We start from the raw sequence: 14,847 nt of genomic DNA, 5'->3' as shown, positions 1-14,847 counted from the left end.
TCGTGTCTTTTTTATTAGGAATATGTGAATATGGCTAATTATTTAGCTTAATCGTTTGTCATACATTAACTGGATTTGTATGCCGTAAGGGTCTTCAATAATACCATATGCTTCACTAAATATATTTTTTTCTAGCGGAGAGATTATTTTCACATGCTTATCGGAAATTAAATTATTATAAAACCTTTGTATTTCTTCTAAATTAGCGCTTTGAATGCAAAGTGACATGTTGTTTCCAACGTTATAACGTTCCTTAGGATTCATTGTATCTTCTGCTATCATTAGCTTTGTATTCCCAATTTGTAAAACAGAGTGAGCAATATGATCTTTATTTTCTTTTGTAATTTTAAAGGAACGATCTCTTTTCGCCAGTTCTTCATACGTAACAATCATTAAATTCTTCGCTTCTAAATTACGTGTATAAAAATTAATTGCCTCCTTTGCTTGCCCATTCATTGAAAGAAAAATAGCTATTTCTAATGTCATAAATATATAACTCCTTTATTAGTTAATAATTATAATATAGACTAAAAAGGTTTCAATACATGACACCTTTCGGGAGGGGAATATGAAAAAAACGGAACGAATAAATGATATGCTTATTTACTTAAATAATAAAAGATATTTTAATTTAAAGGATTTAATGGTTAGATATGATATTTCAAAAAGTACCGCGTTGCGAGATATTCAATCACTGGAAGAAATAGGTGTACCGATATATTCTGAACTAGGTAGAAATGGAAGTTACAAAATTATAGAAAATAGTGTGTTATTGCCAATTTATTTTAGTGTGGATGAAATGTATGCGTTATACTTTTCAATTCTTACACTAAATGGATACAAGACAAAACCATTTAATATAGAAAGTATAGCGCTTGAAAATAAATTGAAACATGTACTACCGGATAATGTGAGTAAAAATATTTCGATTATGGAGCGAACGCTTTCCTTTGAAGTAACAAATCATAGCAATTTTAGCCCGTACTTAAAAGAAATTTTACAAGGGATTTTTACTGAGCGAGTTTATCATTTAACATATTTAAAAAAAGATGCGAAGAAAGTATTGGTCGCCCAATTTATTCGAATCGAATCTAAATTTGGCCAGTGGTATGCTAAAATATTTAACTTTGAGACAAATCATGTTCAAATAATTAGATGTGATAAAATTCTTTCTATTGAGGAAACAAGCAATACGAATCCAAAAAATCTTGAAGAGTTGCTAAGTTATCTTACTAATTTTCATAGAAAGCCTGATGCAACTGATTTTATTGTCATTGTTAATCAAAAAGGAAAAGACATTTTTGATAAAGAGAATTATCCTTCCATGAAGATACAAAAAGAAAATGAAGATTATATTATAACAGGCTATTTTAATAAACAAGAAGTTGATTTTATCTCGAACTATTTTCTGAATTTCGGTGAAACAATTATCTCAATTCAGCCAGTTATGCTAAAAGAGTTAATCTATAATAAGGTATTATCTATAAATCAGCATCTAACTTCTTTAAGATAAAGTTAGTTTTAATCATTTTTTTGACATGAAAAAGCCCTGGAGATTTAAATATCCAAAGGGCTTTTTTGTGATGGTATTTGTTCTTTAGAAACATTATTTTTCTGGGACAGACAGTCCATAAAAGAACATCGTAACGATATCTTGTATATGTTTTTCGCGATCTCCTTCAAGAAGCTGTGCCCCGAAATCATCACCTAATTTAGTGAACATTTGAATGTATAGCAACATCATTTCTTTAGTAAGATGAGGATTAATTTCATTTTTTTGCTGTGCTTGTTCTAATATTTCTAAATACCAGGGTAGGATTTTTTCGTTTTGATAACTATAAATAAACTCGCGGAGCTCTTCATCTCTTTGCATCATTTGCAGTAACATATCGGGCTGAAATAAACCACCGGTGTCCATTTTTCGTACAATCATTTTTTGCATCATATCATGAAAAGGTAATTTTTCTTCTGCAAGTTTTTTATAATATTGAAACTCAGATGTAATAAATTCTTGTATAAGTTCTCTAAATAACGCGTCTTTACTTCCGAAATGATTATAAATAGTAACTTGAGAAACGCTTGCTTTTTTTGCAATATGTTCTATTTTCACTTCATTAAATCCACGTTCTGAAAATAATAAGAAGGCTGCCTCTTTTATGGCACGTTTTTTCTTTTCTTTCACTTTTTCAAAGCCGTTCAATGCAATCACCTCAATTAAAATATACAAGAAAAAATAATGGAAAACAATATTTTTGAAATATGGACATATAAATATTTCAAAAAGTTGTTGCGAATATGAAGGATGAGGAGTACAATGATTTTGAAATATCACATATTAAATATTTCAAAAAATGAGGTGGAATTATGATTTCAGTTCAAAATGTAACAAAACAATTTTCAAATGGAAAAGGTTTGTTTCATATTACATTTGATGTTAAAGAAGGGGAAGTATTTGGTTACTTAGGACCAAATGGTGCTGGGAAATCCACAACAATTCGTAATTTAATGGGATTTATAAAACCGACAGATGGTAAAGCGACAATTTTTGGATTAGATTGCTGGGATGAAGCAGCGAAAATTCAAAGAGAAGTTGGTTATTTACCAGGAGAAATTTCTTTTATTGAAGGAATGAATGGATTAGAGTTTTTGAAGTTAATGCAAGGAATGCGTGGGCTAAAGGATACGAAAAGACGAGATGAATTAATAGAACGTCTACAATTTGATGTGAAAACACCGATTCGAAAAATGTCTAAAGGGATGAAACAAAAAGTAGGCATTGTTGCTGCTTTTATGCATGATCCGGAAGTGTTAATTTTAGATGAACCGACTTCAGGACTCGATCCACTTATGCAGCAAGTATTTATAGATTTAATAGTAGAGGAAAAGCAAAGAGGGAAAACAATTCTTATGTCGTCGCATATTTTTACTGAAATTGAGCGTACGTGTGATCGAGTAGCGATTATTAAAGATGGTCGCCTTGTAACGGTTGAAAATATTCATGATTTACAAAGTATGAGACGACAGGTAATAGATGTAACCGTATCATCGCAAGAAGAGATTGAATCTCTTACAAAATGTAATTTGCAATTTGAAGCGGTGAAAGGAAGAGAAGCATCGATTATTGTACAAGGAAACTATCAAACTGTTTTACAAACACTTTCAAACTATAATGTAACGGCACTTCAAACGAGAGCAATGGATTTGGAACATTTATTTATGCATTATTACGATAAGGAAGAAGGGGTAAAGCATGAATAAGCAATTGTTTTTAGCTAGTTTGAAAGAAACACAAAAAAGTATTTTGAGTTATGCAACTGGTGCAGCTTTATATTTATGGTTGATAATTTGGATCTTCCCTTCAATGGTATCGGCGAAAGGGCTAAATGAATTAATAAATGCTATGCCTGATAGTGTGAAAAAAATTGTTGGTATGGAAAGTCCGATTCAAAACGTAATAGATTTTTTAGCTGGCGAATATTATAGTCTATTGTTTATTATCATATTAACAATTTTTTGTGTAACAGTTGCAACGCATTTAATTGCTCGTCATGTAGATAAAGGAGCGATGGCATACTTGTTAGCAACACCTGTATCTAGGGTGCAAATTGCAATCACGCAAGCATCTATTCTTATATTGGGACTACTGATTATTGTAGCTGTTACGTATGTTGCGGGTATAGTAGGGGCAGAATGGTTTTTAGAAGATAATAACTTAAATAAAGAATTATTCCTGAAGATAAACGTAGTCGGAGGGCTAATATTTTTAGTTGTTAGTGCTTATTCATTTTTCTTTTCTTGTATATGTAATGACGAAAGAAAGGCACTTAGCTACTCAGCAAGTTTAACTATTTTATTTTTCGTAGCGGATATGGTAGGTAAATTAAGTGATAAGTTAGATTGGATGAGAAATATATCATTATTTACGCTATTTCGTCCGAAAGAAATTGCTGAGGGAACGTATAATATATGGCCGGTGAGTATAGGTTTAACTGCTGGAGCACTTTGTATTTTCATAGTAGCGATTGTAGTATTTAAGAAGAGGGATTTACCGTTGTAAAGTTGAAAGTCCACTGCTAGAGTGGGCTTTTTTTGATGAGGAGGAAACGAATGAATCATTTGTTTCGGGTGCAGCTATATGTAAATGATATCGAAAAGTCATTATTGTTCTATGAAGAAGTAATTGGTTTAAAGCTGTATAAAAAAGGTATGCATGTAGCGCGTTTTAATCACGACCAGTTTTCTTTATTACTAGTCAGTGATGCAAGATTGAATAAAAATCATTATTTTTACAATCGAAAAGAAATGAAGGGAATGGCTTTGAACTAATTATTGTGGTCAATCGTATTGAAGAAATATATGAACGTTGTAAAGAGAAGCGGTGCACAATACAAGAAGAAATTTAAACTTACTCATGGGAGATAAGGGAATTTAAAGTTTTGGTTCCAGATGGATATTTCCTTAGAATTACATCTGAGTAAAGGTAAACATGAAGAATATTTACCTTTTTTATGAAAATATTCAAAAAAATGAACCTTTTTCTAGGCTCATCCGTCTAATACATGTAAAGTTAAATTTGAAGTGAGGATGAAACAGGAGGAGCAATTGTGAAAGTAATCCCTTTATATAAAATGATTGTAAGAGAAGAAACGGATGTTTCCTTAGCGAAAAAAGGTGATCATGAAGCGTTTATGGCGCTTATACATACAGAAAAAGTGAAGATGTATCGTATTGCAAAAGCTATGTTACGCGATGAGACAAATATAGAGGATGCGATACAGGCAACAATTTTAAAAGCCTATGAAAATATAAAAAAATTAAAGAAAGAAGAGTTTTTTCAAACTTGGTTAATTCGAATTTTGATAAATGAGTGTAACAATATTATTAGATCATACAAAAAGATAATGGTAATAGAAGAAAATGATTACAATATGAGTGCTTATGATCAATATGAAGATATAGATTTGTGTAATGCAATTCAATCATTACATGAAGAATTAAGAGCTGTTACGGTGCTTTATTATTATGAAGATATGAATCAAGAAAGTATTGCCAAGCTTTTTGAAATACCAAAAGGAACAGTGAAATCCAGATTGTCACGTGCGAGGGAACAACTGCAAAAACGATTAAAGATGGAATAGGGGGTGTATAGGATGGATAACGAAAAATTATTTGATGAGAAATTAAAAAAGAGAATAAAAGAAGAGAATGTTATAGTACCGCCAGAGTTAAATGAAAAGATTAATAGTACACTGCACAATCTTCCGGTCAAAAAGAAAGGTTACAGAGTTTATATGATGGCTATAAGTGCTGCGGCTCTAACACTTTCAATTGTGTCCATGTCGGAGTTTTCTGATCAAATTTTTGCTCAAAATGGTGGGGTATTTGAATATGTAAAGAAAAAGGCGTTTTCTGATTATGAAAACGAAGAAGAAATAAAATCGAACGTAAATTATCCAGATAAAGAAAAGATTCATGAAAAAATGCTGGATTCTATTGATCATTTTAAAAATATTTCAGGACAATTTGAGGAATATTCTAGCTCATCAAGAATTGCTACAACATATAGGTATACGATTGATACGGAGAAACAAAGGGGTATCTCTTCGAAAGAAGATAAGCTAACGAAAAAACAAACAATTATATATAACGAGGGCAAGAAAAAAGAATTTGATGATGAGAAGTACACATATAAAGAAACGAAATGGAGCCCGAAAGAAAGAAATAATGAACTATTAAAATTAAATCCTACAGAAAGGTTATTGAGAAAATCAGGCGAGAAAAAAAGGTATGATGATGAATATATAGGGTTTGCGAAGTATAGTATTCAATCAGAATTTGCTGATTTATTAATCCGATATAAAGATTGGAATTATAAAGAAACAAAGTATCTTGGACTTGATTGCTACAAAATAGAAGGGACAATAAACATAGAAATGCCTGTAAGTACATCTGAAGATTTAAGAGGGAAATTTGAAATGGTTGTAGAGAAAAATACGGGGATTATGCTAAAATTCCTTAGTTTCCACGAAGGTATGATTCAATATTCGATTACGACTGAATGGATACAAATAAACAAAGGATTGAAAGAGAATGTATTTCAAAAGGATAGCGCTAAGTATGAAAAATTGAAAAATATATTAGATGAATAGAAAACGGAGGGAACGATATGGAGAATACCTCTTCTTCAAGAGAAAAGAAAAATAAAAGAAAATATAAGAAGACAATGATAATAAGTGTCTTGTTAGTAGTATTACTATTTGGCGGAGTTGGATATGGTACTTATATATATATGAAAACTTCTAATCTCGTACAAAAGTCTAGTTTGAATTTAGCACGTGGTGAAAAATCAAATTTACGTGAGGAAACTGTAAAGCCAATTGCAAACAATGTTTCACTTTTAATTATGGGAATTGATGAAAATCAAGAACGACAAAAGGAGTATAATGGTGCATTTCATACAGATGCACTCCTGTTAGCTACTTTTAATAAAGATGATAAGACAGTGAAATTAACGAGCATACCACGTGATACATATACATATGTTCCAGTTGAAAAGAAAAAAGATAAAATAACGCATGCGTATGGAAGTGGTTTCGTTAAAAATGGTAAAGATGGAGGACCGCAAGCGTCAGTGGAAGCAGTAGAAAAGTTGCTACAGGTGCCAGTTGATTATTTTGTGAAGTTTAATTTTAATTCATTTACTAAAATTGTTGATGGATTAGATGGGATTGAAGTAAATGTCCCAGTTGAATTTACGGAGCAAAATAGTAAAGATGAACCTGACGCAATCCATTTGACAAAGGGACTACAAAAATTAACAGGGGAAGAAGCACTTGCACTGGCAAGGACGCGTCATATTGATAGTGATGCAATGAGAGGTCAGCGTCAACAACTTGTTATTGAAGCGATGTTAAGTAAATTAAAAAATGTAGGCTCAATTACGAAGCTAGAAAAAATAGTTGAGGCGGTTGACGGCGATTTTAAAACAAATTTAGTAATGGATGATATTTTATCATTTTATAAATACGGTTTAAACGGTTCAGTTGAAAAAATACAATTAGCTGGTGATGATTTATATTTACCTAACGGTCCAAATGGGCAACGTGTATATTATTATAACCCTAATAAAAAAGATCTACAGAGTTTAAGTAATACGCTTAGAACACATCTAGGATTAAGTGAAAAGCAGATTGAGGAGAATTGAAGCAGGCGAAATGTCTGCTTTTTATTGTGTATAATAGTATGGCATTTATTTCTCAATGTTATATACTATTTTAAAATTAAAGATAATAGTGTAACATAAAGTTGTGGTTTAAGTTAAATAACAAGGGGGCTATCACATAGAATACATGTCATTGATTAAAATAGTTTGGGAGAAATGAAAAACAGGGGAGTATTAAAAATGAGAATTGTAAAGAATTTAACATTCCAAGTTATTGTGGCAATTATTTGTGGTATTGCAGTAGGGGCAATTTGGCCTAGTGTTGGACAAGAGATGAAGCCAATTGGTGAAACGTTTATCAATATGATTAAAATGGTCATTGCACCGATAATCTTTTTAACGATTGTGCTTGGTATTGCAAGTATGGGAAGTATGAAAAAGGTTGGTCGTGTTGGTGGTAAGGCACTATTATATTTTGAAATTGTTACAACAGCGGCTTTAATTATTGGTATCATCGTAGCGAATGTTGTACGTCCCGGAGATGGATTAGATCCTTCAAAACTAAAGGGCGGAGATGTTTCACAATATGTACAAAGCGGACAAGAAATGCAATGGATGGATTTCTTTTTACATATTGTGCCGTCTAACATGTTTGAAGCGTTTGCAAAAGGTGATATTTTACAAGTTCTGTTCTTCTCTATTTTATTCGGTGCAGGGTTAACGATGCTAGGGAAAAATGGACAACCGGTTATCGACTTTTTTGAAAGATTATCGAAAGTATTTTTTAATATTTTATCTATTGTTATGAAGTTAGCACCGGTTGGAGCATTCGGCGGGATGGCGTTTACAATTGGTAAATATGGTTTAAGTACGTTAATACCACTTGGTAAATTAATGATTTGTGTATATGCAACAATGGCATTATTTGTTTTTATTGTTTTAAATTTCATTTGTAAACTGTACAAATTTAGTTTGTGGAAATATTTAATACATATTAAAGAAGAATTACTCATTGTTCTCGGTACATCATCATCAGAATCAGTATTGCCGCGAATGATGACAAAGATGGAAGACTTCGGATGTTCGAAGCCGGTAGTAGGTTTAGTCATTCCGACGGGATATTCTTTTAACTTAGATGGAACAACGATTTATTTATCGATGGCTACTATATTTTTAGCTCAAGTCTTTCACGTCGATCTTTCACTAGGTCAACAATTAACTATAATAGCTATTTTGTTAGTTACATCTAAAGGAGCAGCGGCAGTAACGGGCGGGGGATTTATTGTACTAGCATCTACTTTATCTGCAATGAATGTTATCCCGTTAGAAGGGTTAGCGCTATTACTTGGTGTAGATCGTTTCATGTCAGAAGCACGTGCTATCGTCAATTTAATTGGTAATGGTATTGCGACTGTAGTTGTTGCAAAAAGTGAAAATGAATTTGATGATGAGAAGTATACGAGAGTAGTAGAGGAAATGAAAAGAGAGAAAATGGCCGGGTAAAAAGTCAGCTTTGCTGACTTTTTTATTTTTGTAGGAAAAGGGTTGTTAAAAATATACAGTATTTATTAACTATAATTCACAGAGATTTAGGGTGCAAATATAATAAATACTATTAAAATGGTACATTTATATGAATAGAAAATAGAATTTGAATATTATATAGAATTTTTATAAATATTACTGTAAAAAAATAATTTTTTAAAAATTTTCAATAATAATACTTTACAAAATTCAAAAAATTAGTAGAATAAGAATTAATAAGAATCGTCTGATAAATATATAGAGAAAAACAGAATTATCAGAAAATTCTTGATTAGTTATCGTTTAGAATTAGGGAGGGTACAGAAAATGAAAAAGAGAAAAATAAAAAAACTAACAGCAGTTGTAGCACCAGTTTTAGCAATGAGCATGGCATTAACAGCATGTTCTACATCAGGCGGAGATAAAAAGACAAGCACAAACTCAGGTGGAGATAGCAAGTCAGGAGAAAAACTAGCAGCAAAACAAGTGTTAAATCGAACAGTAACACAAGAGATTCCGACAATGGATTCTTCAAAATCAACTGATACAGTATCTTCACAAATGCTAGGGAATACGATGGAAGGTTTATATCGTCTTGATAAAAATAATAAGCCAATTCCAGCAGCGGCAGAATCTAGTACGAAGAGTGAAGATGGTAAAAAATATACATTTAAACTACGTAAAGATGCAAAATGGTCAAATGGTGATCCAGTAACTGCGAAAGATTTCGTATATGCTTGGCAACGTCTATTAGATCCAAAAACGGCTGCTGAGTATGCATTTATTGCATTCCCAATTAAGAATGCAGAAGTGGTTAATAAAGGAGAAAAACCTGTAGCTGACTTAGGGGTGAAAGCGGTAGATGATCTTACGCTTGAAGTTGAATTAGAACAAGCTGTACCGTACTTCTTAAACTTAGTAGCATTCCCATCGTACTACCCACTAAATGAAAAATACGTAAAAGAAAAAGGCGAAAAATTCGGTTTAGAGTCTGATACAACAGTATATAACGGACCGTTCGTTCTTAAAGATTGGAAGCATGAACAAGGATGGCAATTAAAGAAAAATGATCAATATTGGGATAAAAAGACTGTAAAACTTGAAGAAGTTAACTTTAGTGTTGTTAAAGAGCCAGCAACTCTTATCAATTTATATGATAGCGGACAAGTTGATTTCGCTTTATTAAATGGAGAGTTCGTTGACAAATATAGAAGTAAGAAAGATGAATTCGGCACATATTCACAAGTAAGTACGTACTTCATTCGTATGAACCAAAAACGTGATGGACAAGATACACCATTAAAGAGCAAAAAATTACGTGAAGCAATTGCGCTATCAATTGATAAAAAGAATTTAGCAAATGTAATTTTAAATGATGGATCAAAAGAAGCTGACTTCTTAGTACCAAAAGGATTAGCAACTGGACCAGACGGTAAAGACTTCCAAGAAACATTTAAAAACGGTTTGAAACCAGATGCTAAAAAAGCTGCTGCAGCTTGGGAAGAAGCGAAAAAAGAGCTTGGAAAAGATCAAGTTACAATTGAATTCTTAAACTATGATACTGGTAATGCGAAAAAAGTTGGAGAATATGTAAAAGATCAAATTGAGAAAAACTTAAAAGGTGTGACAGTTAACATTAAACTTCAACCATTTAAGCAAAAACTAAAATTAGAATCTGAGCAACAATATGATATTTCATACGGTGGTTGGAATCCAGATTATGCAGATCCAATGACATTCTTAGATATGTTTGAGTCTAAGCATTCTCATAACCAAATGAGCTTCTCTGATCCTAAATATGATGAAATGGTGAAAAAAGCTGGTACTGAATTAATGGGTGATGCGAAAAAACGCTGGGAAGAGTTAGGGAAAGCTGAAAAAACATTACTTGAAGAAGATGTAGCGATTTTACCTTTATATCAACGTGGAGATTCTTATGTTTTACAACCAAATGTAAAAGATGTAGTGAAACATAATATTAGTCCAGAATTTAGCTTCAAGTGGGCATATGTAACTGAAAAATAATAGAGTTAAAAAAGCATTTTAAAGTGGCTTAGCTACTTTGAAATGCTTTTTTTGTCAGCTGAAAATATTAATTTTTAGCGCAGTTAAATACAGAAGAATAAGGTGTATAGTATGTACATATAGTAGATGGGGGATAAATCATACTAAATTACGAAAAATAAAAATCAGAATATTTAAAATAAAACTATTTACAAACGCGAAAAAAAGAGTAGAATAACATTAGTTGTAATTTTCTGAAAAAGCAAATTGTTCGCAAAGGGTCTCTCAAGGTTTGGTAATGTACATATAATTGGGGAGGGTACAAAAATGAAGAGAAAAAAGATGAAAAAGTTAACAGCAGTTGTCGTACCAGTTTTAGCGATGAGTATGGCGTTGACAGCGTGTTCTGGATCTGGTGGGGAGAAGAAATCAACTACGACGTCTAGTGGTGGTGGAGAAGAGAAAAAATCAGAAATTAAATACGCAGCGAAACAAGTGTTAAATCGTACAGAGAATCAAGAAATTCCAACGATGGATACTTCTAAATCTACTGATACGCTAGGGGCGCAAATTTTAGGAAACACGATGGAAGGATTATATCGTCTTGATAAAGATAATAAGCCAATTCCAGCTGCAGCAGAATCTAGTACGAAAAGCGAGGATGGCAAAAAATATACATTTAAGTTACGTAAAGATGCAAAATGGTCGAATGGTGACCCTGTAACGGCGAAAGATTTCGTATACGGTTGGCAACGCTTACTTGATAAAAATACAGCTGCAGAATATGCGTTTATTGCTTACTATATTAAAAATGCCGAGGCAATTAATAAAGGTGAAAAACCTTTAACAGATTTAGGAGCAAAAGCGGTAGATGATTATACGCTAGAAGTAGAATTAGAAAAGCCAGTACCATATTTCTTAAATTTACTAGCATTCCCGTCATATTATCCTTTAAATGAAAAATTCGTAAAAGAAAAAGGAGATAAGTTCGGTTTAGAAGCAGATACAACATTGTATAACGGACCGTTCGTTATGGCTTCATGGAAACATGAACAAGGATGGCAGCTAAAGAAAAATGATAAGTATTGGGATAATAAGACTGTAAAATTAGAAGAAATTAACTATAGTGTAGTAAAAGAAGTTGCGACGAAAGTAAACTTATATGATACAGGATCAATTGATTTCACATTATTATCAGGAGAATTCGTTGATAAATATAAATCAAACAAAGAAGAGTATGGTGAGTATTCAGAAGCAAGTACATACTTCTTACGTTTAAATCAAAAGCGTAACGGACAAGATACACCGTTAAAGAGCAAAAAACTACGTGAAGCAATCGCATTATCAATTGATAAAAAAGGTTTAGCAAACGTAATTTTAAATAACGGTTCAAAAGCAACAGACCAATTAGTACCAAAAGGACTTGCGACAGGACCAGACGGTAAAGATTACCAAGATACATTTAAAAATGGTCTGAAATATGATCCGAAAAAAGGTGCAGCAGCTTGGGACGAAGCGAAAAAAGAACTTGGAAAAGATCAAGTGACTATTGAATTACTAAGCTACGATGATGGAACTGCGAAAAAAATTGCTGACTACTTTAAAGACCAAATTGAGAAAAACTTAAAAGGTGTAACGGTTAATACGAAAATTCAGCCGTTCAAACAAAAATTAAAATTAGAGTCAGCACAAGATTATGAAGTTTCGTTTGCAGGTTGGAGCCCAGATTATTCGGATCCAATGACATTTATTGATATGTTTGAATCGAAGAGCCCGTATAACCAAATGAGTTATTCGAATCCAAAATACGATGAAATGGTAGCGAAAGCAGGTAATGAATTACTGTCTGATCCGAAAAAACGTTGGGAAGCGTTAGGAAAAGCAGAGAAATTGTTCCTTGAAGAAGATGCAGGATTAGTTCCTTTATACCAAACAGGAAGAGCATATGTAATGAAGCCGAATGTAAAAGGCATTGTGAAACATAACATCAGTCCAGAGTATAGCTTTAAGTGGGCGTATGTAACTGAGGATGGCGGAAAGAAATAATAAGAAAAAAGCATTTCAAAAGTGGTTCATATGCTTTTGAAATGCTTTTTTCTTATGGATAGGAGAATAAGATACATAGAAATTTTGAGGTCATCTTTAGAATTCTACAGAAGGAATTTAATAAGGTAGCTACTGATATCATTTATATAAGAAGAATAAGAGGAGGTATGTTTACATATAGTAGATGGGGGATAACTCATATAGTAGTAAAATAACAAGTTACTATCATGAAAAAATAAAATATTTAGAAAATTTATAAAACTACTTTACAAAACTCAAAAAAACAGTAGAATATTAATTAATAAGAATTTTCTGATAACAAAAGTTAATAGAGAATCTCTAAATGTTAATAGCGTACATATAATTGGGGAGGGTACAAAAAATGAAGAGAAAAAAGATGAAAAAATTAACAGCGGTTGTAGCACCAGTTCTAGTAATGAGTATGGCATTAACAGCTTGCTCTGGATCAGGGGATAAAGAGAAAACAAGCACAACACCGAAAAGTGGCGAAAAAGAAGGTGGAAAATTAGCTGCAAAGCAAGTACTTAATTTAACAGAGGCTCAAGAGATTCCATCTATGGACTCTGCTAAAGCAACAGACCAAGTATCGTTTCTTGCTTTAAACAACGTAATGGAAGGTTTATATCGACTTGATAAAGATAATAAAGCAGCACCAGGGGTTGCTGAATCATATAAAAAGAGTGAAGATGGTAAAAAATATACATTCACATTAAATAAAAATTCGAAATGGTCAAATGGAGACCCTGTAACAGCGAAGGATTTCGTGTTTGCTTGGAAGCGTGCGGTAGATAAAAATACAGCAGCGGAATATGCATACATTATGTTTGATTTAAAGAATGCAAAAGCAATTAATGAAGGAAAAGCAGAGCTTGATACGTTAGGAGTAAAAGCTGTAGATGACTACACATTAGAAGTAGAATTAGAAAATCCAGTTCCTTACTTTGTAGAGTTAACTTCATTCGGAACATTCTATCCGTTAAATGAAAAGTTTGTAAAAGAAAAAGGAGATAAATTCGGTTTAGAAGCAGATACAACGTTATACAACGGACCGTTTACATTAACAGACTGGAAACATGAACAAAGTTGGAAGCTAAAGAAAAATGCACAATACTGGGATAATAAAACAGTTAAGCTAGAAGAAATCAACTTTAACGTAGTAAAAGATAGCGGTACACGTGTCAACTTATATGAAAGTGGACAAATCGACCGTGCTGGACTGACATCTGAAATGGTTGACAAATATAAATCAAATCCAGACTTCTATACACAAAAAACACCATCAACGTTCTTCTTACGTTTAAACCAAAAACGTGGTGGGCAAGATACAGTATTAAAGAACAAAGATTTACGTTTAGCGATTGCAAAGGCTTATGATAAAAAGGGCTTAACAAATGTAATTTTAAATGACGGTTCTACACCAGCAGATTACTTAGTACCAAAAGAATTTGCGAAGAGTCCAGATGGAAAAGATTTCCGTAAAGATAACGGAGATATTTTAAAAACAGATGTGAAAAAAGCAAAAGAGCATTGGGAAAAAGCGAAAAAAGATCTTGGAAAAGAGCAAGTAACGATTGAGCTATTAAACTACGATAGCGATAATGCGAAAAAAGTAGGGGAGTTCTTAAAAGGAGAACTTGAGAAAAACTTACCAGGTTTAACAGTGAATTTGAAAAACCAGCCGTTTAAACAAAAATTAAAATTAGAATCAGATTTAGATTATGATTTATCTTACGCTGGTTGGGGCCCTGACTACTTAGATCCGATGACATTCATTGATATGTTCGTTACAGATGGTCCTCATAACCAAACAGGATATTCAAACCCTAAGTATGATGAAATTGTACAAAAAGGTAAAGGTGAGCTATTAACGAAAACGAAAGAGCGTTGGGATAGCTTACTGAAAGCGGAGAAAATGTTACTTGATGATGCTGTAATTGCACCATTATATCAACGTGGTGATGCTATCGTTCAAAGACAGAAAGTAAAAGGTATTGTTCATCACCCAGTTGGTGGAGATTACAGCTACAAATGGGCATATATTTCTGAAGATAAGTAAGAGAGAGGGCGCGCGATGCGCCCTTTTTTTATGC

The 14,847-nt window shown here is 32.6% G+C and carries 12 protein-coding genes and 1 pseudogene; 11 read left to right on the top strand and 2 right to left on the bottom strand.

Annotated features, from left to right (window positions below; translation table 11 throughout):
• Window positions 1–42: 42 nt before the first annotated feature.
• A complete protein-coding gene (locus FS742_RS18295; RefSeq protein ID WP_144614231.1) occupies window positions 43–486 on the bottom strand; it encodes a VOC family protein in 444 nt (147 codons plus the stop codon).
• Between the two features lie 82 nt (window positions 487–568).
• On the opposite strand from FS742_RS18295, the gene FS742_RS18290 reads away from it, so the two are divergent.
• Window positions 569–1,513 carry a helix-turn-helix transcriptional regulator gene (locus FS742_RS18290; RefSeq protein WP_144614229.1) on the top strand — a complete coding sequence of 315 codons (945 nt, stop codon included), beginning with the start codon at window positions 569–571 and terminating at the stop codon, window positions 1,511–1,513.
• 93 nt (window positions 1,514–1,606) lie between these two features.
• Here the strand turns inward: FS742_RS18290 and FS742_RS18285 are convergent, their stop codons facing one another.
• On the bottom strand, window positions 1,607–2,227 hold the full coding sequence (locus FS742_RS18285; RefSeq protein WP_144614227.1) for a TetR/AcrR family transcriptional regulator: 621 nt from the start codon (window positions 2,225–2,227) through the stop codon (window positions 1,607–1,609).
• Window positions 2,228–2,364: 137 nt separating this feature from the next.
• On the opposite strand from FS742_RS18285, the gene FS742_RS18280 reads away from it, so the two are divergent.
• The 10 genes and pseudogenes from FS742_RS18280 to FS742_RS18235 all read left to right on the top strand — a co-directional run bounded on the left by FS742_RS18280 (window position 2,365) and on the right by FS742_RS18235 (window position 14,813).
• Window positions 2,365–3,258: an ABC transporter ATP-binding protein gene (locus FS742_RS18280; protein WP_144614225.1), complete on the top strand. Its 894-nt coding sequence runs from the start codon at window positions 2,365–2,367 to the stop codon at window positions 3,256–3,258.
• Complete coding sequence (locus tag FS742_RS18275; protein ID WP_144614223.1) at window positions 3,251–4,057, top strand: ABC transporter permease subunit; 807 nt, start codon at window positions 3,251–3,253, stop codon at window positions 4,055–4,057. Before FS742_RS18280 ends, FS742_RS18275 begins: the two co-directional genes overlap by 8 nt.
• A 50-nt stretch (window positions 4,058–4,107) precedes the next feature.
• Window positions 4,108–4,478, top strand: a pseudogene (locus FS742_RS18270) (VOC family protein).
• Between the two features lie 126 nt (window positions 4,479–4,604).
• The gene (locus FS742_RS18265; protein ID WP_144614221.1) at window positions 4,605–5,138 is read left to right on the top strand and encodes a sigma-70 family RNA polymerase sigma factor; all 534 of its coding nucleotides are present in this window, start codon (window positions 4,605–4,607) and stop codon (window positions 5,136–5,138) included.
• A 12-nt stretch (window positions 5,139–5,150) separates the two neighbouring features.
• Window positions 5,151–6,149, top strand: coding sequence for an anti-sigma factor (locus FS742_RS18260; RefSeq protein WP_144614219.1), 999 nt, complete (start codon window positions 5,151–5,153; stop codon window positions 6,147–6,149).
• Window positions 6,150–6,166: 17 nt separating this feature from the next.
• Window positions 6,167–7,204, top strand: coding sequence for an LCP family protein (locus tag FS742_RS18255; protein WP_144614217.1), 1,038 nt, complete (start codon window positions 6,167–6,169; stop codon window positions 7,202–7,204).
• A 198-nt stretch (window positions 7,205–7,402) separates the two neighbouring features.
• Complete coding sequence (locus tag FS742_RS18250) at window positions 7,403–8,665, top strand: dicarboxylate/amino acid:cation symporter (protein ID WP_144614215.1); 1,263 nt, start codon at window positions 7,403–7,405, stop codon at window positions 8,663–8,665.
• A 348-nt stretch (window positions 8,666–9,013) separates the two neighbouring features.
• A complete protein-coding gene (locus FS742_RS18245; protein ID WP_144614213.1) occupies window positions 9,014–10,711 on the top strand; it encodes a peptide ABC transporter substrate-binding protein in 1,698 nt (565 codons plus the stop codon).
• Window positions 10,712–11,017: 306 nt separating this feature from the next.
• Window positions 11,018–12,736 carry a peptide ABC transporter substrate-binding protein gene (locus FS742_RS18240; protein WP_144614211.1) on the top strand — a complete coding sequence of 573 codons (1,719 nt, stop codon included), beginning with the start codon at window positions 11,018–11,020 and terminating at the stop codon, window positions 12,734–12,736.
• A 382-nt stretch (window positions 12,737–13,118) separates the two neighbouring features.
• Window positions 13,119–14,813 carry a peptide ABC transporter substrate-binding protein gene (locus tag FS742_RS18235; protein WP_144614209.1) on the top strand — a complete coding sequence of 565 codons (1,695 nt, stop codon included), beginning with the start codon at window positions 13,119–13,121 and terminating at the stop codon, window positions 14,811–14,813.
• Window positions 14,814–14,847 lie beyond the last annotated feature (34 nt).

Source organism: Bacillus cereus, from assembly GCF_007678085.1.
Taxonomy (GTDB): domain Bacteria; phylum Bacillota; class Bacilli; order Bacillales; family Bacillaceae_G; genus Bacillus_A; species Bacillus_A cereus_BE.
The sequence above is the reverse complement of the archived record's forward strand: the minus strand, read 5'-3'. Positions and strand labels throughout refer to the sequence as shown.

Bases quoted from the DNA above. Each gene is read 5' to 3' on its own strand.
- FS742_RS18255 (WP_144614217.1), top strand. From the start codon at position 6,167: ATGGAGAATACCTCTTCTTCAAGAGAAAAGAAAAATAAAAGAAAATAT.
- FS742_RS18245 (WP_144614213.1), top strand. From the start codon at position 9,014: ATGAAAAAGAGAAAAATAAAAAAACTAACAGCAGTTGTAGCACCAGTT.
- FS742_RS18235 (WP_144614209.1), top strand. From the start codon at position 13,119: ATGAAGAGAAAAAAGATGAAAAAATTAACAGCGGTTGTAGCACCAGTT.
- FS742_RS18295 (WP_144614231.1), bottom strand. From the start codon at position 486: ATGACATTAGAAATAGCTATTTTTCTTTCAATGAATGGGCAAGCAAAG.
- FS742_RS18290 (WP_144614229.1), top strand. From the start codon at position 569: ATGAAAAAAACGGAACGAATAAATGATATGCTTATTTACTTAAATAAT.
- FS742_RS18260 (WP_144614219.1), top strand. From the start codon at position 5,151: ATGGATAACGAAAAATTATTTGATGAGAAATTAAAAAAGAGAATAAAA.
- FS742_RS18240 (WP_144614211.1), top strand. From the start codon at position 11,018: ATGAAGAGAAAAAAGATGAAAAAGTTAACAGCAGTTGTCGTACCAGTT.
- FS742_RS18250 (WP_144614215.1), top strand. From the start codon at position 7,403: ATGAGAATTGTAAAGAATTTAACATTCCAAGTTATTGTGGCAATTATT.
- FS742_RS18280 (WP_144614225.1), top strand. From the start codon at position 2,365: ATGATTTCAGTTCAAAATGTAACAAAACAATTTTCAAATGGAAAAGGT.
- FS742_RS18275 (WP_144614223.1), top strand. From the start codon at position 3,251: ATGAATAAGCAATTGTTTTTAGCTAGTTTGAAAGAAACACAAAAAAGT.